General features: G+C 51.6%; 18 protein-coding genes and 1 tRNA gene. 8 read left to right on the top strand and 11 right to left on the bottom strand.

Features of this window, described 5'->3' with window-relative positions; all coding sequences use genetic code 11:
* The first annotated feature begins 3 nt into the window (after positions 1-3).
* The 3 genes from H7A02_14040 (at position 4) to H7A02_14050 (ending at position 1,954) form a co-directional block, all read left to right on the top strand.
* Positions 4-840, top strand: coding sequence for a carbon-nitrogen hydrolase family protein (locus tag H7A02_14040; GenBank protein MCP5173377.1), 837 nt, complete (start codon positions 4-6; stop codon positions 838-840).
* A 24-nt stretch (positions 841-864) separates the two neighbouring features.
* Positions 865-1,419, top strand: a complete 555-nt coding sequence (gene msrB / locus H7A02_14045; GenBank protein ID MCP5173378.1) for a peptide-methionine (R)-S-oxide reductase MsrB — start codon at positions 865-867, stop codon at positions 1,417-1,419.
* A gap of 136 nt (positions 1,420-1,555) precedes the next feature.
* Entirely contained in the window at positions 1,556-1,954 is a 399-nt protein-coding gene (locus H7A02_14050; GenBank protein ID MCP5173379.1) for an MAPEG family protein, read from the top strand.
* 55 nt (positions 1,955-2,009) lie between these two features.
* On the opposite strand, the gene ychF is transcribed toward H7A02_14050, so the two are convergent.
* From ychF to H7A02_14090, 8 genes are all read right to left on the bottom strand, one after another.
* Positions 2,010-3,101, bottom strand: a complete 1,092-nt coding sequence (gene ychF, locus H7A02_14055) for a redox-regulated ATPase YchF (protein ID MCP5173380.1) — start codon at positions 3,099-3,101, stop codon at positions 2,010-2,012.
* A gap of 84 nt (positions 3,102-3,185) precedes the next feature.
* Positions 3,186-3,773, bottom strand: coding sequence for an aminoacyl-tRNA hydrolase (pth, locus tag H7A02_14060; protein ID MCP5173381.1), 588 nt, complete (start codon positions 3,771-3,773; stop codon positions 3,186-3,188).
* Between the two features lie 42 nt (positions 3,774-3,815).
* Positions 3,816-4,472: a 50S ribosomal protein L25/general stress protein Ctc gene (locus H7A02_14065; GenBank protein MCP5173382.1), complete on the bottom strand. Its 657-nt coding sequence runs from the start codon at positions 4,470-4,472 to the stop codon at positions 3,816-3,818.
* A gap of 123 nt (positions 4,473-4,595) precedes the next feature.
* On the bottom strand, positions 4,596-5,537 hold the full coding sequence (locus H7A02_14070; GenBank protein MCP5173383.1) for a ribose-phosphate pyrophosphokinase: 942 nt from the start codon (positions 5,535-5,537) through the stop codon (positions 4,596-4,598).
* 48 nt (positions 5,538-5,585) lie between these two features.
* Positions 5,586-5,661, bottom strand: a tRNA-Gln gene (locus H7A02_14075).
* Positions 5,662-5,667: 6 nt separating this feature from the next.
* Complete coding sequence (gene ispE, locus H7A02_14080; protein ID MCP5173384.1) at positions 5,668-6,513, bottom strand: 4-(cytidine 5'-diphospho)-2-C-methyl-D-erythritol kinase; 846 nt, start codon at positions 6,511-6,513, stop codon at positions 5,668-5,670.
* Positions 6,510-7,109 carry an outer membrane lipoprotein LolB gene (lolB, locus tag H7A02_14085; GenBank protein ID MCP5173385.1) on the bottom strand — a complete coding sequence of 200 codons (600 nt, stop codon included), beginning with the start codon at positions 7,107-7,109 and terminating at the stop codon, positions 6,510-6,512. Before lolB ends, ispE begins: the two co-directional genes overlap by 4 nt.
* Before the next feature lie 39 nt (positions 7,110-7,148).
* Positions 7,149-8,879 carry a tetratricopeptide repeat protein gene (locus tag H7A02_14090; GenBank protein MCP5173386.1) on the bottom strand — a complete coding sequence of 577 codons (1,731 nt, stop codon included), beginning with the start codon at positions 8,877-8,879 and terminating at the stop codon, positions 7,149-7,151.
* A gap of 156 nt (positions 8,880-9,035) precedes the next feature.
* Here H7A02_14090 and H7A02_14095 point away from each other — a divergent pair, with 156 nt between their 5' ends.
* Genes H7A02_14095 through prmC form a run of 3 tightly spaced genes read left to right on the top strand, consistent with a single transcriptional unit; the run spans position 9,036 to position 12,260 of the window.
* Complete coding sequence (locus tag H7A02_14095) at positions 9,036-10,322, top strand: glutamyl-tRNA reductase (GenBank protein MCP5173387.1); 1,287 nt, start codon at positions 9,036-9,038, stop codon at positions 10,320-10,322.
* Positions 10,319-11,401: a peptide chain release factor 1 gene (gene prfA / locus H7A02_14100; GenBank protein ID MCP5173388.1), complete on the top strand. Its 1,083-nt coding sequence runs from the start codon at positions 10,319-10,321 to the stop codon at positions 11,399-11,401. Before H7A02_14095 ends, prfA begins: the two co-directional genes overlap by 4 nt.
* 22 nt (positions 11,402-11,423) lie before the next feature.
* Complete coding sequence (prmC, locus tag H7A02_14105; protein MCP5173389.1) at positions 11,424-12,260, top strand: peptide chain release factor N(5)-glutamine methyltransferase; 837 nt, start codon at positions 11,424-11,426, stop codon at positions 12,258-12,260.
* Between the two features lie 7 nt (positions 12,261-12,267).
* Here the strand turns inward: prmC and H7A02_14110 are convergent, their stop codons facing one another.
* From H7A02_14110 to amrA, 3 genes are all read right to left on the bottom strand, one after another.
* The gene (locus H7A02_14110) at positions 12,268-12,618 is read right to left on the bottom strand and encodes a PilZ domain-containing protein (GenBank protein ID MCP5173390.1); all 351 of its coding nucleotides are present in this window, start codon (positions 12,616-12,618) and stop codon (positions 12,268-12,270) included.
* A gap of 181 nt (positions 12,619-12,799) precedes the next feature.
* Positions 12,800-13,294, bottom strand: a complete 495-nt coding sequence (locus tag H7A02_14115; GenBank protein ID MCP5173391.1) for a flavin reductase family protein — start codon at positions 13,292-13,294, stop codon at positions 12,800-12,802.
* 109 nt (positions 13,295-13,403) lie between these two features.
* Positions 13,404-13,973 (bottom strand): AmmeMemoRadiSam system protein A, encoded by a 570-nt coding sequence (amrA, locus tag H7A02_14120; GenBank protein ID MCP5173392.1) that lies wholly within the window; start codon positions 13,971-13,973, stop codon positions 13,404-13,406.
* Between the two features lie 185 nt (positions 13,974-14,158).
* Between amrA and H7A02_14125 the strand changes: the two genes are divergently transcribed.
* Positions 14,159-14,755 (top strand): DoxX family protein, encoded by a 597-nt coding sequence (locus H7A02_14125; protein ID MCP5173393.1) that lies wholly within the window; start codon positions 14,159-14,161, stop codon positions 14,753-14,755.
* Positions 14,756-14,931: 176 nt separating this feature from the next.
* Positions 14,932-16,251: an ATP-dependent RNA helicase RhlB gene (gene rhlB, locus H7A02_14130; protein MCP5173394.1), complete on the top strand. Its 1,320-nt coding sequence runs from the start codon at positions 14,932-14,934 to the stop codon at positions 16,249-16,251.

The raw sequence follows: 16,251 nt of genomic DNA on the forward strand, positions 1-16,251 counted from the left end.
CAAATGCTGGCGAGTACGAGTCTCGAAGCCAATCTGAAGCAGGCCGAAGATTTGATTGCCCAAGCGGTGTCTGAAGGCGCAAACCTCATTGTGCTGCCGGAATACTTTGCCTATTACGGTTGTGGTAGCGGTGATTGCAGCCGTGCTGAAACGGCCTCGGAAAGAGGTGTTCTGGAAGTATCTGAGGATGGACCTGTGCGCAGTTTTCTTCGTGAGCAGGCCCGCAAGCAGGGCGTCTGGCTGGTGGGTGGTACTCTACCTGTTGCCGACAAACCGGCAGAGAGCAGGCCTTATGCTGCCAGCTTTGTGCTCGATGATCGAGGTTGCGAAGTGGCGCGCTACAACAAAATCCACCTGTTTGATGTGGATGTCGCCGAAGGTGGCGATCAGGATAGCCGTTACCGTGAATCACAGGATTATTGCCCTGGTGATACACCTGTAGTGGTTGAGACGCCGTTCGGCAAGCTGGGTTTGAGTGTTTGTTACGATCTTCGTTTTCCCGAACTTTATCGCTACCTGTCTGCCTGTGGTGCCGAGATATTGTTGGTGCCATCGGCGTTTACTGCCGCAACCGGAAAGGCTCACTGGCAGTTGTTGCTAAGGGCTCGCGCAGTGGAGAACCTTTGTTACGTTGTTGGTGCGAACATGGGCGACAGGAATCACCCCGGCAAGCCGACGTGGGGAGGCTCAACTATCATTGATCCCTGGGGTGGTGTGATTGCGGAGATTGCAGGAGGGCAGGGTGTTGTTTCTGCGGATATTGATCTGCAGAAATTAAAACAGCTACGGCAAAAAATGCCTGCACTTGAACATCGGCGGTTATCGGTGGTCAAAAGCTGACGTAACTTCTGGATGGTCAGCACCATGTTTAAAAATATACTCCGCGGCTTGTCCTTGCTCGTGATATTTTCCCTGGCTGTACTCACCGTCTCTGTGACTGCTGATGTCGATAAAACCATGACGATTAATCAGGCCCGCCAGATTATTGCCAGCGGTGGTGATACCGCTTTAATTCCGACGTCTGCCTGGAAGCAAATACTGACGCCGGAGCAATACCGTATTCTCTGGAAGAAAGGTACAGAGCGGCCCTTTACGGGTGCGCTGCTGAATAACAAGCAGCCGGGCACTTATGTAACGGCGGGTTGTCGATTACCCGTTTTTCATTCCAACCATAAATTTAAATCCGGCACCGGCTGGCCGAGTTTTTGGGAGGTTTTTAATAAAGACAATATCGTGCTTAAAAAAGACTGGTCGTGGGGCATGCGCCGTACTGAGGTACTGTCGAAGTGCGGTGAGCATCTGGGGCACGTGTTTGACGATGGACCAGACCCTACCGGGTTGCGTTACTGCATTAATTCGGAAGCATTGGCCTTTATACCAGAAGCAACGCCGGTGAGTGTTGATGCGCTAAAAAAATAGTGTTTTTGCCCGGTTGCTAGCCAGAATGCACTTGGACTTTCGGCTGATTCGGTTGTGTTATAGTGTTTCTCAGCGGTATTGGCAGTAAGACCGCGCTTTTAAATAACGAACGCAAAAGCAACACGGGGTGGTGAGCATGCCTTTAATGGTTACAGCTTTATATGCCGGAGTGCTGGGTATTCTTGGCGTCGCGCTGGCTTTTCACGCGGGAACCGGTCGTCTGAAACAACGTATTTCACTGGGTACGGCTGATGATGTTGGCTTGTTGATCAGGGTGCGTCGGCATGGCAATTTCACAGAATATGTGCCGCTGGCGCTGGTTTTGTTGGCGGTGCTGGAGCTGAATGGCACCAGCGCGACTATCTTACATCTGCTTGGATCGACGCTATTGATGGGCCGTGTTATTCACCCTGTAGGACTCAGTATGGAAAACATGAACCACCCTCTGAGGTTCCTGGGAACATTGTTAACCATGCTGGTACTGATCATTTCGGCTGTTATTGCTATCTGGCAATATTTGACAGCAGTCATGTAAACCGGTCCGGGTGCGGACATCCATAATGCAACCGTGTTAGCTTTACAGGCTCCTTTTATACATTGAATCGGAAATGCACCACGTCACCGTCCTTGACCACGTACTCTTTTCCTTCCAGTCGCCATTTGCCGGCATCTTTCGCGCCTTGCTCGCCTTTGCAGGTGATAAAGTCTTCGTAGGCAATCACCTCGGCACGGATGAAACCTTTCTCAAAATCTGTATGAATGGCAGCAGCGGCACGTGGAGCCTTGTCGCCGATCTTGATAGTCCACGCACGCACTTCCTTGACGCCTGCGGTGAAATAGGTGTGTAGCCCTAACAGAGAGTAGCCAGCCCGGATCACACGGTTGAGACCAGGCTCACCCATACCCATTTCTTCCAAAAAATCCTGTTTTTCCTCGTCTTCGAGCTCGGCGATTTCGGCTTCGAGCTTGTTGCAGATCGGCACTACAACTGCACCCTCAGACTCTGCTATGGCGGTTACTGCATCCAGATAAGGGTTGTCGTCGAAACCATCTTCATCCACATTGGCGATATACATGGTGGGCTTGATGGTCAGCAGACTCAGGTGTCTCAGTTCCCTGAGTTCGTCGTCGTTGAGTCCGAAGGATCGCAGTGGTTTGGCTTCATCCAGATGAGGCTGAATTTTTTCCAGCAATGCTTTCAGGCGAACGGCGTCCTTGTCCTGCCCCTTGGCCGCTTTGGTTGCCCGCAGCAGGGCTTTTTCCACTGTTTCAAGGTCGGCCAGTGCCAGCTCGGTATTGATCACTTCAATATCGGTGGCAGGATTAATGGCACCGTCAACGTGAATGACGTTTTCATCGTCAAAACAGCGCACGACGTGCGCGATGGCATCGGTTTCACGGATGTTGGCGAGAAACTGGTTGCCCAGACCTTCACCCTTTGAAGCGCCAGCAACCAGCCCGGCAATATCAACAAACTCCATCGTCGTGGGAACCACTCTTTCAGGTTTTACAATTTCTGCCAGTTTGTCCTGCCGCGGATCGGGGATAGGCACAATGCCAGTGTTGGGTTCAATGGTGCAAAACGGGAAGTTCTCTGCATCAATACCCGCTTTAGTCAGTGCATTAAAGAGGGTTGATTTGCCTACGTTTGGGAGGCCGACGATGCCACAGTTAAAGCCCATATTAAAAACCCTTGTCTGGTTAGCCAGAGAAGCTGATGTCCCTGGTTCTGGTTGAGAGGCTGTTTGTGTCAGTGCAGTCCGGGGCTATGCACTGGCAGTGTGTAATTTTTTCATCGCGTCGTTCCATTGGCCTTTTAATGTGTCAGGAATAATGCGTATGGCCTCATGGATCGATTCATCAATGAGTAGCTGTTCATTTTTTGAGGCTTTTTTGAGTACGAAATCGACAACATCATCGGCGTGGCCTGGGTGGCCAATGCCTATGCGAAGTCGTGCAAAGCCTTTATTGTTCCCCAGTGCTTTGATGGTATCTCTGAGCCCGTTGTGCCCGCCGTGGCCGCCACCCAGTTTCAGCCGCGCAGTGCCTGGGTTCAAGTCAAGTTCGTCATGGACAACCAGTATGGCTTCTGGGGGGATATTGTAAAATCTGGCGGCGGCAGAAACGGCCTGACCGCTTCGATTCATATAGGTGGAGGGAATCAACAGCCGTATATCACGGTTGTCGATAGTGCCCCGACCGGTTTTACCAAAAAACTTTGCTTCCTGCTTCAGGCTGATATTGTGGCAACGGGCCAGCGCCAGGACGAAATCGGCCCCGGCATTGTGGCGGGTTCCTTCATACCTGGAGCCGGGATTTCCCAGCCCCACGATGAGTTGAATCGGAGTATCCACCAAGCCGAGGCCTTGTTCGCAGAGATCTTAAAGCTGGGCGAATCAGTCTTCGCTGTCAGCCTCTTCGTCCGATGCTGCTTCATCTTCGCCAGCATCTTCTGATGTTTCTTCAACCGCTTTCGGCTTATTGACGGTGAAAATGGCCAGGTCATGGTCTTCGCCATGAGACAGTGCCACACTCTCCACGCCGGACGGCAGTTTGATATCGGAAATGTGCAAAATCTGTCCGATTTCTACTTCCGCTACGTCGACTTCGATGTATTCTGGCAGATCGGCAGGAAGGCAACTGATTTCCAGTTCGTTCATGCTATGTGCAGCAATGCCGCCACCTACTTTGATACCTGCGCAAATATCTTCGTTGATAAAGTGCAGCGGCACGTTGGTGTGCAGTTTCTGGTCTTTGCTGATGCGTAAAAAGTCGGCATGCAGAATCACCGGTTTGGCCGGGTGACGTTGCAGGTCTTTCAGAATGACATCTTCTTTTTTGCCATCGACATTCAATGTGATGATCTGCGAGTAGAAGCCTTCATTTTCCAGCGCATGGGCAAACTCGTTCTGAGTCAGCGTAATGTTCTGCGGGTCTTTTTTACCGCCGTAAATAATGGCGGGTACTTCAGCGGCCAGACGACGCAGGCGGCGGCTCGCACCTTTCCCTACATTGTCACGTGCCTTGGCATTTAGTGCATAGTCAGTAGACATAGCTTTTGCTCCTGTTGTGCTCCCAGTCAGTCCGCGACCAGAACTGATAGGGTGGGTTATTGCCCTGATTCTGTGAAAAAGGGCGGTTAAAAATCAGTGCGACTCGATTAAAGGCAGGGTTGCCTATAAGAACATCGCGCTGATGGATTCTTCATTGCTAACGCGGCGAATAGCTTCTGCCAGCATGCGCCCCAGACTAAGCGAGCGTATGCGGTTGCATTTACTGGCTGCTTCGCTGAGAGGGATGGAGTTGGTGACAACCAAAGTATCCAGCTCCGAGTTTTCAATGTTTTCTATGGCCTTGCCGGAAAGTACCGGGTGCGTACAGTAGGCCACTACCTTTTTGGCGCCGTTCTCTTTCAGTGCATCGGCGGCTTTGCAAAGTGTACCGGCAGTATCGACGATATCGTCCACCAGAAGACAGGTGCGGCCTTCAACCTCTCCGATAATATTCATGACCTGGGCCTGGTTTGCCTCTGGTCGGCGTTTATCAATAATGGCCAGATCGGTATTGAGCTCTTTGGCGATGGCGCGAGCCCGCACAACACCACCGATATCCGGAGAAACGACCAGTAGATTTTCGTATTTCTGACGTTCGATGTCGGCCAGCAATACCGGTGAGCCGTAGACATTGTCTACGGCACAATCAAAGAATCCCTGAATCTGTTCAGCGTGCAGGTCTACAGTCAGCACCCGGTCAACACCAACATTGGTGATCATGTCGGCCACAACCTTGGCACTGATGGGTACCCGGACTGATCGCACCCGGCGATCCTGTCGGGCATAACCAAAGTAGGGTACTACTGCTGTTATGCGGGCAGCTGATGCGCGTCGCAGAGCGTCACTCATCAGCACCAGTTCCATCAGGTTCTTGTGGGTTGGTGCACAGGTTGGCTGGATAATAAAAACATCGCGACCGCGGACATTTTCACGTAATTCAATGTTGATTTCGCCATCGGAAAATTGAGAGACGACTGCATTGCCAGTGTGGACCCCCAGGCAGCGGGTAATTTCGTTGGCTAGCACGGGATTGGCATTGCCAGAGAAAACCATCAAGTTGGGCATGGTGGATACCGATTTCGCAGTGGGTTATATCAATTTTTAATAAGAAAATGGCTGGGGTGGGAGGACTCGAACCTCCGAATGACGGGATCAAAACCCGTTGCCTTAGCCACTTGGCGACACCCCAAGTAAGTTATTCTGACGGTAGAGCGCGATACAGAGGTGACCGATTAACGCCTCTGGCCACGAACCCTTGCAGGTTCTCCGGTTTCTGTTCCAGAACTGTTTCGGCAGCGATTCTGGAATTGAAACGGGCAAATATGCAAGCACCTGTCCCCGTCATCTGAGCTGGTGTGAAATGTTCCAGCCACTCGCGGGCTTGCCGGATTGGTGGATAGAGCATTTCAGCAACACTCTGGCAGTCATTCCGACCACCCTGCTCAAGAACGGCGCGTATTGTGCTCGGATGAGTGTTCCTTGTCAATTGCTGATGGTTAAAAACTGCGGCGGTTGATGCCTGTACCTGCGGGACTAAAACCAGATACCAGTATTCAGTAATATCAACGGCCTGTAGCTGTTCTCCAATGCCTTCTGCCCAGGCACTATTGCCATGTACAAACACCGGTACATCCGCACCCAGTTCACGCCCCAGACTGGCCAGCTGATCAACTGTCAGGCCCAATTGCCACAGATGGTTTAGCCCCACCAGCGTAGTTGCCGCGTTACTGCTGCCGCCGCCCAGTCCGCCGCCCATAGGCAGTTTTTTGTCTATGTTAATAGTGACGCCCAGGGAGTCATTCGCAAACGGTTTCAGTTGCCGGGCGGCTTTGTAGATCAAATTATCTTCTTTTGCTACGCCCGTTAGCGCGGGTGAAAGTTCAATCGAGCCTGATTTGTTGCACTCGAACGAGAGCGTATCGCTGTAATCCAGCAGCTGGAAAAGAGTCTGCAGGTTGTGGTAGCCGTCTTCACGGCGACCCGTAATATGCAGGAACAGGTTCAGTTTGGCAGGAGCAGGGAGCCGCAGTGTTGTCTTCATGAGGCGTCAATTTGCCAGGACTTAATGATCAGTGTGAAGGAGGTATCGCCATTGTCTTCTAACAATTTACCGCGAATTTTTCCAGGCAGGCTCCATTGCTGACCATTCACCGGGTAATTGGCGTAGTTTGAAAACTCCAGCTGCCAACCGGCCTGTTCAAGGGTTGAAAGCAATTGCTGTTCGTTGCGCGTCTGATCGTGTGTGGGGGTCAGGGGCGAGGGGACGCCACGTACCCAGTAACGCAAATCTTCTACCGGCCAGTACCAGCCAAACAGGTATCTGGTCAACTCGCGGGCGCTGCTGGCTACTATGGGTTGCTGGTCCGATTGTAGCAAGCGGGTAACCCTTGCATTGCCGGTTATGGATGTGGTGCCAGCGCCAAATGGCCCGTTTAGTCTGACTTCAAAATTATCGCGGTTCTGTTGCCAGTCCAGCCAGGCACTGCCGCCCTCGCTGCCCTGTTTATAGCCCATTTTGCCGTTAATATGCCACTGTTCCAGCCCCAGCAGTCGCTGCTGGTGGTGCTCCCAGTTAACGGTTTCCGGTTTGGTCTGCTGAACGGAGCAACCGTTGATCAGCGCGATCAGTACCGTCATGAGTAATGCCGAACTCAGCCGGGAATGCGAGATAATCAATTAGTCGTTCTCCATGTTGCCCTGCAGTCTGCGTTGGGTTTTCAGCACTATTTCGTTGGTCGGGTCGTTCTTCAATATTTGTTGCCAGACGTTTATGGCCTCTTCCTGGCGGTTTACGTGCCATAATACTTCTCCCAAATGCGCGGCCACCTCCGGATCGGGCAGTTTTGACATGGCCAGTTGCAGTTGCTGAATTGACTCTTCAAAAAACCCCAGGTGATACAGCACCCAGCCGAGGCTGTCGATAATAGCCGGGTCTTCGGGCCGCAGCTCAAGTGCGCGGAGGATAAGCTGGTGAGCTTCTTCGTACCTGTCAGTGTGAAGTGTCAGTGTGTAGCCCAGCGCATTGAGTGCCGTGGCATTATTTTGGTCCTTGTTAAGAATGGCGCGCAGATCGGCCTCTGAGCGTGGGAAGTCGTTATTGCGCTCGCTGACGATTGAGCGGGTGTAAAGCAGCGGAATGTTCTCGGGGTGTTGATTAAGCGCATGGCTCAAAACGGTATAGGCTTCGTCGAGCTGCTCGTATTCCATCAATAGTTCGGATTCCACCTGATAAAGCAGCACCGAGCGCACGGTCTGTTCCAGGCGAAGTGTTCTAAGGTGCAGCAAGGCATCATCCAGCTGACCTGACTTAGCCATGATATCGCTGGCTCTGCTGGCTGCCGTTATCAGGTTTCTGCCTTTGCGAACCTGACGGTAGTGGGTCAGTGCCAGCGGTAGATTGCCCTCTTCCTCCGCTATGTTGCCCAATTCAAAGTGTGCATCGGTACTGCTGGCCGGGTTTCCTGTCAGTCGGGTGAACGCCTGCCGGGCTTCCTCAATCATACCCAGCTGCTGGCTGGCAATTGCCAGTGAAAAGTGAAGCTGTACATCGTTGGGAAATTGCTCGGCCAGAATACGGAGCTGTTTATGCGCAGCCGACAGGTCATCCTTGGCGAGAAGGCGCGCGTATTGTAGTCGCAACTTCTTGCTTGTGGGGATTTGTTCAACGGATCTCTGTAGCGATTTCAGCGCCGCTTCGGGTTGTTCAAGCTGTTGCAGCAGCTGTGTTTCCATCAGCGCCGCAACCTCTATCTGGGGGTGGCGTCGGTGAACGTTTTTTATTTCCGCGAGCGCTTCTTCATTTCGGTGCAGATAATTCAGCAGTATGGCTTTGCCAATCGCAGAAATGGCATTGTCAGGCTGCTTTAACTGGAGTTCCTGATATCGTTGGAGCAATTGACGATGAGTCTCGGTGCTGGCTTTTTCGCTGTATGCCGCCAGGGTGAGAATTGGTTCCTCAAAACCCTGTAGAAAGGCAAATTCCGCATGAGGGTAGGCTTCCAGAAAAAGGCCTTTCTGTGTCAGGGCAAGGGCGTAGAGTTGCCGTGGTTGAGGGTTGTCAGGCTCAAGTTCAGTCCACAGCTCCGAGGTTTGTAGCAGTTCCGGTAATGATTGCAGATAGGCTGCAATACCGGCGGCTCGGGCGGTGATTTGTGGATCGCGTGTTGCAAGTGCCTGTTCAGTGTAGATGCGCAGCGCCATGGGCGCATGATTGCGAACACCGGCGATTTCCCCGACCAATAATTGATAAAGTGTTTCAGTCGGGAAAGGTTTTACGGGAGCTTCAGGCTCAATTTGCTCTTCTTCCATGAGGAATGCATTGGGTGGCGCACTGTCTGTTGAAGCGCAGGACTGCAACAGGACAGCACAAAAAAAGGGCAATAGAAAGGATAATAGACGGTTAGGCACGTAAATCTTCCTGATACTTAAGCTGTTCATTCTAGTATGACAGTAATCGGGCAGGAAGGTCTCCGAGGATTTTTTGGGGGATCAGCTTGCCTTTGTGTCGCCAGAATCGGACAATTTGCGATCTTTTAATGATCGCCGGAAATTTCGCCGCTGTTAATGACCGTTTTTGTGTTGGGTATCAATCACCGCACAGCCGCTCTTGATGTTCGAGAGCGGGTTGCGTTTGTGCCCGAGCAGATGGTCGATGCACTGCGTGATGCCATTGATAAGGCAGAGCTGAGTGAAGTGGCGATTCTCTCCACCTGTAACCGCACAGAAATTTACGCTTCGGGGGGGGAGCCCGAGCAACTGTTGACGTGGCTGAGCGAATATCATCATGTCGGGCAGGAACAGCTTGGCAGTTGCCTTTATATACATCAGGGTGAGCACTCGGTTCGTCATATGATGAAAGTGGCCAGCGGGCTTGATTCAATGGTTTTGGGCGAGCCGCAAATACTTGGCCAGCTGAAGTCCTGTTATGCCGTTGCCCGCGAGGCCGGGGTGCTGGACTCGCATCTGGATCAAATGTTTCAACAGGCGTTTGCCACAGCCAAACGGGTGCGCAGTGAAACGGCAATCGGACAGAATCCGGTATCTGTTTCTTATGCTGCGGTGAGCCTTTCACAGCAGATCTTTGCCGACCTGCATGAGGTACACGCACTGCTGATCGGTGCTGGCGAAACTATTGAGCTGGTGGCGAGGCATTTGAAGGAAAAAAATGTGGGCGCCATTTCTGTCGCTAACCGCACATTGCAGCATGCGCAGGAGCTGGCCAAAGAATTTGGTGCTGAGGCGATACTGCTCTCGGATATTCCGGAACAATTGCATCGGGCAGATATTGTGATTTCGTCTACCGCCAGCCAGTTGCCGATTCTCGGCAAAGGTGCAGTGGAGTCGGCTCTGAAAAAGCGCAGGCACAGACCAATGTTTATGGTGGATATTGCAGTGCCGCGTGATATTGAGCCTGAAGTGGCCGATTTGGGTGATGTCTACCTGTATACCGTTGATGATCTTCAGGAAGTGATTGAGGAGAATATCCGCAGCCGTGAGGATGCAGCCAGTGTTGCTCTGGAGATTATCGAAGAAGGTGTAGAGGGTTGGAATCGGCAGTTGCGCGGACAGGTAGCAGTGGATACTATTCGCGCCGTTCGGGAAAGTGTCGAGCAAATACGCGATACCGAACTGGAGAAAGCGCTGCAATCCCTGCGGCGAGGTCAGAAACCTGAAGACATCATGCAGCTTCTGGCGCGCAACCTGACCAACAAGCTTTTGCATACGCCAACAACCCGGCTGAAACAGGCCAGTGAAGAAGGTCATACTGATCATCTGCAATGGACTCACGATCTCTTTGGTCTGGATGTTCAGCAACCCAACGGCCCTGACAGCGATAAAGACACCTCATGAAAACGTCAATTCTGGAAAAGCTCGATTCGTTATCTCAACGCCATGAAGAAGTGGGCCAGTTGTTGAGCGACCCGGATGTCATCGGTAACCAGAACCGTTTCCGTGAGTTGTCTATGGAATATTCGGAACTTGAGCCGGTCGTGAAAGCCTATGCTGCTTACCAGCGAGTGCTGGACAACGTCGAAGCGGCGGAGTTGCTGCTTGATGATGCTGATGCTGACATGCGTGCCATGGGACAGGAAGAATTAAAGTTCTGCCAGGGCGAGCGGGAACAGCTGGAAGTGGATTTACAAAAACTGTTATTACCTAAGGACCCGAACGATAACAAAAGTGTTTTTCTGGAGATTCGAGCCGGTACCGGTGGTGATGAGGCTGCCATCTTCTCTGGAGACCTGTTTCGCATGTACAGTAAATACGCTGAAAGCCAGCGCTGGCAGGTTGAAATTATCAGTCAGAGTTTTGGGGAACATGGTGGCTACAAAGAGATTATCAGTCGTATTGTTGGCCAGGGGGTATATTCCCGGCTCAAGTTTGAGTCTGGTGCCCACCGGGTGCAGCGCGTTCCTGAAACCGAGTCACAGGGGCGGATCCATACATCGGCCTGTACGGTAGCTGTGATGCCGGAAGCGGATGAACTGGAAGCAATTGATATCAATAAGGGCGATCTGAGGGTGGATACTTTCCGTGCTTCCGGTGCCGGTGGTCAGCATGTGAATAAAACTGATTCGGCGATTCGTCTCACACACCTGCCAACCGGTATTGTGGTCGAATGTCAGGATGAGCGCTCCCAGCACAAGAACAGAGCGAAGGCAATGTCGTTGCTAGCCGCCCGTTTGCAAAATGCGCAGCAAGAGGCTGCCGCCCAGAATATTGCCGACGAAAGACGCTTGCTGGTTGGCAGCGGCGACCGTTCGGAGCGGATTCGTACCTATAACTACCCACAGGGGCGGGTGACGGATCACCGAATTAACCTGACACTATATAAGCTGCATGAAATGATGGAAGGCCAGCTGGATGACATCATTCAGCCGCTAGTTAACGAGTATCAGGCCGAACAGTTAGCTGCACTTTCAAGTTAGTGCTGTCTGGGGAGTTCCCTCTATGACGACCGTTACTCAATGCCTCCGGCGTGCGGAAGAACTGGTTGAAAGTGATAGCGCCCGTCTTGATGTCGAGGTTTTATTAACCCATGTATTCAATGTTGATCGGGCCTGGTTATATAGCTGGTCTGATCGGGTGCTGGATGCTGCGCAGCTGGAGCAATTTGAAGCGTTATTTCAGCGTCGCCTGAATGGTGAACCGGTGGCCTATATCACTGGAGAAAAAGAGTTCTGGTCGTTGCCTCTGGCCGTGAATTTCTCCACTCTTATTCCTCGCCCCGATACGGAACTGTTAATCGAGCATGCTCTTGTGCTGCCGTTGCCTGAAAATGCACGAGTTCTGGATCTGGGAACCGGTACCGGGGCTATTGCCCTGGCACTGGCGAGTGAAAAACCGAACTGGCAGATTACCGCCGTGGATGTCAGCCCGGAAGCCGTCGCTCTTGCCGCGTGTAATGCCCGTAATCTAGAGGCGAGTAACGTTCGCGTGCTACAAAGCGATTGGTTTGATGCGCTGCGCGGTGAGGTGTTTGACCTGATTCTGAGCAACCCGCCTTATATCTCTGAGAACGACGAGCACCTGAATCAGGGTGACGTCCGATTTGAGCCAGCCACTGCTCTGGTGTCGGCGAAGCAGGGGTATGCAGATCTTGAAAAAATTATTGAAGATTCCGGCTTGTATCTCAACGCCGGTGGCTGGTTAGTGGTTGAGCATGGCTTTCAGCAAGGCGAAAAGATAACCGCACTGATGCGCGATAACGGCTTTGTCGAGGTTTCGCTACATCAAGATCTGGGTGGTAACGACAGGGCCTCAATGGGTCGAAAAAACGGGTACTAATCAGATCCTAGAGCTCTTCTTCGCCCATAGGGTACTTTCTGGCAAGTTCGAGCAAGGCGTTGTGCTCGGCTTTTTCAATGGCGACAAAACGGCAGCCAAAGCTGCGGGTATTGTGTTTGTTCTTTTCGCCGGTCCAGGTAACTTCTGCGTGAATATCCAGTGGTGACGGATGGATATCTGCGGGTAGTTCGATGGCGAGGTTGAGGTAGTCGCCTACGGCTATATTGTGGTGAGTTTGCACCATCATGCCGCCCACGGATATATCTCCCACGTGGCCAAAAAGACGCTGATCATCAGCTGATCTGACTTTTATGAGCTTAAGGAGCCGGGTTCTCGCTTGCTGCCTGTTCTCACGCACTGCTCGGGGTATCCCTTACTTCGAGTGTTATGGTGTATTTTCCTGAATCTGAGGGAAGTGTGGCATATTTTTTTTTATTGAGCTAGAGCGTCTGTGGATAATCTGAAAACCTCATAAGGCGGGCACTAACGCATGGATTCACTGAATGTCCGCAGAGGAGAGGTTGTATTACTCAGTGGTGTCACGGTGTTAACTCGCCGCCGAGCAATTGATATTTGCCCTGGGAAAATATCAATGGTTGGCCGGTGCGGTAAGTGTAATCGACAACGCGGCCGATAATAATGGTGTGATCCCCTCCCGGGTAACACTGCTCGGTAGTGCATTGAAAGGATGCCAGTGCGCCCGAAAGAATCGGTATCTCGCGCGCATCAGGGTGCCAGTCTACGCGATTAAACTGGTCATCTTCCGGTGCAGCAAAAAGGCGGGATACCGGTGCCTGGGATGCTTCCAGCACGTTGACATTGAAGTGCGTACAATTTCTGAATACCTCACAGTGAGTTGATCCGACCCCCAGGCACCAGAGAATAAGTGGTGGTTCAAGGGATACAGAAGAAAAGCTGTTCACCGTCATTCCGACTGGATTACCGCTGTTGTCCAGGGCGGTGACAACAGTAATTCCTGTCGCAAAAGAGCCCATAGCATTTCGTAGCTCTCGATTAACTTCAATATCAGGCATGATTTTTTCTGGCTATTATTCTTGTCAGGGCGCCCTATCCTGAAACGAAAAGGGCTGTTGTGGGATGCATGATGCAGTATTGAATTGAAAAAAAACAGTAATGGCTTGTTTATTCCCTGAAAGAGAGTGTGCTGAAACGGTGCACGGTCAGGTTGTCTGACCAGTAGTCGGTCGGGAGTCCGGCCTTTTTTTTCAGTGTCGCCATAAAAGATGCAACATCCGGCAGGTGGTGCCAGTCTGAGGGAAGCAAGTGAGAACTGTGAACGCCTTCTGCCAGTAGCAAGCCGTCTTCACCCTCGCATATATGCTTCCTCAGCTCCTGCTCATTGTTGCAAATGATCGGTTCAGGCGGTGTTAACAGTGTGATTTCTATGGTGGTCTCTTTCATTTCCTCACGGGTGAGTGGCGGGAAACGGGGATCTTCAAAGGCGGCATCATAGGCATTCTGGCTGACATCCGTAATCAAAGGCAGATGGCTTTGCAGATTGCCCACGGCACCGCGGGTTTTTTTGTCCAGAATCAATCGCACGTAGTTGCCCAGTGCCTGTTGTAAGGGCTTGCTGAACACGGTTTCTTCAATATGAAGGTTTCTGCCAGTAGTGAGAAATACCTGAATATGCTCGCGGGCAATTTCAAGCAAAGTCTGCTGGTCTTTTTTGTCGATGGGGGTGTAGGGCATGAAAGTCGTCCCTGAGAACTCCGGTATTAGTATGTTGTGACCTTTTTAGCAAAGCTGCCTGGCTGAGGCAATCGCTATTCCCGTTGGCTGCGGATATTTTCGTCCAATCAGTGTCTAAAGCCTGTCTCTGACTGCAGGTCAGTTTATCAGTCTTTATCGTATCAACAAGTCCGGAAGGAGTGTTTATGGGTCAGCTAGTGTGTGTATTCAACCGGTTTCACAATGCACTTTTCAACAGATTACAGTGCTTCGATGGTCTTGCACCGCTGGCTTTGAGGCTTTATTTGGTACCGGTGTTCTGGATGGCGGGTACTCAAAAAATTGATATGGCAACATTTTTACCCTTTGATTACACGGTTCAATGGTTTGATGACGGTTTAGGTTTGCCGTTTCCCTATGTGATGGCTTTTCTTGCCGGGTGGACGGAAATACTCGGTGCAGTGTTATTACTGATGGGCCTAGCCACTCGCTGGATATCCATACCGCTTATGGTGACTATGATTGTTGCCGCGTTAGCCGTCCATTGGGACCAGGGCTGGAGTGCCATAGCCAGTTCCGAATCCCGTGATATTGCTATCCGGCTGGGAGCAGCCAGGGAAATTCTTGAAGAACACGCCGATTACGATTGGCTGACCGAAAAAGGAGGGTTTGTGATTCTCAATAATGGCATAGAGTTTTCCGTGACCTATTTCATTATGCTGATGAGCCTGATGTTCACCGGCGGTGGTCGTTTTACCAGTGTTGATTACTGGTTGATGAAATCCTGCAAGGCCGATCATTAAGCTATCCGCCAACGGCAGCCGCATATTATCGTGCGGCAGTCTTCCTGTTCACTGGTGCCCCCAAATCGGGTCTGAAAGCCGTTCAAGCAGGCCGGACAAGGTGGTGCTATAATGCGCGGCCATTTCATTACAAGCCAGAACGATGGTAGTAGAACTACCGTTGCCGGAAGTTAAATATGACAGACCAATCCACCGGGCGTGAGCCACGGCAGAGCGAAACCACAGACGACAAAAAATCATCGAATCCCGGGCGACGTCGGCGTCGGCGCCGCAATGACAAAGACCCTGCTACAAAGAGTTGGGATCTCAGCCAGTTCCAGGTTCCACCCATGCCAGGCAAAACCCGCTTTCATGACCTCGACCTTCCACTGGAGTTGATGCATGGCATCGCAGACCTGAAGTTTGAATATTGCTCGCCGATTCAAGCGCGCTCGCTGCCTTATACCCTCAGCGGCCATGATGTTGTAGGCAAGGCTCAAACGGGCACTGGAAAAACAGCGGCATTTCTGGTGACCATTATTGATGATTTACTGAAAAATCCGATCAAAGATGAGCGCTTTGCTGGTGAGACCAGGTCAGTAATTATTGCCCCGACCCGGGAACTGGTCATGCAGATTGCAGATGATGCCAAAGCGTTGACCAAATACACCGACCTCAAGGTTCATACGCTGGTCGGTGGTATGGACTACGATAAGCAGCGTCGACACCTGCATGAATCTCTGTGCGATATTCTGGTGGCTACTCCCGGACGCCTGATTGATTTTTGTGGCAGTCGCGATGTTTATCTGGATCAGGTAGAAGTCCTGGTAATCGACGAAGCTGATCGCATGCTGGATATGGGATTTATTCCACAGGTGCGCAGAATCGTTCGACAAACCCCGCATAAAGAACATCGACAGACACTGTTGTTTTCGGCCACTTTTACACCGGAAGTCGAGAGTTTGACTGAGCAGTGGACCATAGAGCCCATGCGTATTGAAATTGCACCAGAGCGAGTGGCTACAGCCTCGGTCGATCAGAAAGTCTATATCACCAGCGCAGAAGACAAGTTTAAACTGCTGCGCAATGTACTGGCCGGAGACAATGTTGAGAGTGTCATTGTGTTCGCCAACCGACGTGATCAATGCCGCCGTTTACAGGAAAAATTGCAGAAGATGGGTTTTAATGCAGGCCTGTTGTCCGGCGATGTGCCGCAGGGCAAACGGGTAAAAACCCTGGAAGGATTTAAAAGCGGAAAACTGCCCGTGCTGGTTGCCACCGACGTGGCGGGACGCGGAATCCATGTGGATGGCATCAGCCACGTTGTGAACTACACCCTGCCTGAAGAACCTGAGGACTACGTGCATCGTATTGGTCGTACCGGGCGCGCTGGAAAAACCGGTATTTCTATCAGTTTTGCCTGCGAAGACGATGCTTTTCTGCTTGAGCCCATTCAGGAGCTATTGGGCGAAAAGCTCCATTGCGAAATTCCGGAAGCAGCGCTATTGGTCGAATAA

The organism is Pseudomonadales bacterium (assembly GCA_024234435.1).
In the GTDB taxonomy this organism is placed as follows: Bacteria; Pseudomonadota; Gammaproteobacteria; order Pseudomonadales; family Porticoccaceae; genus JACKOF01.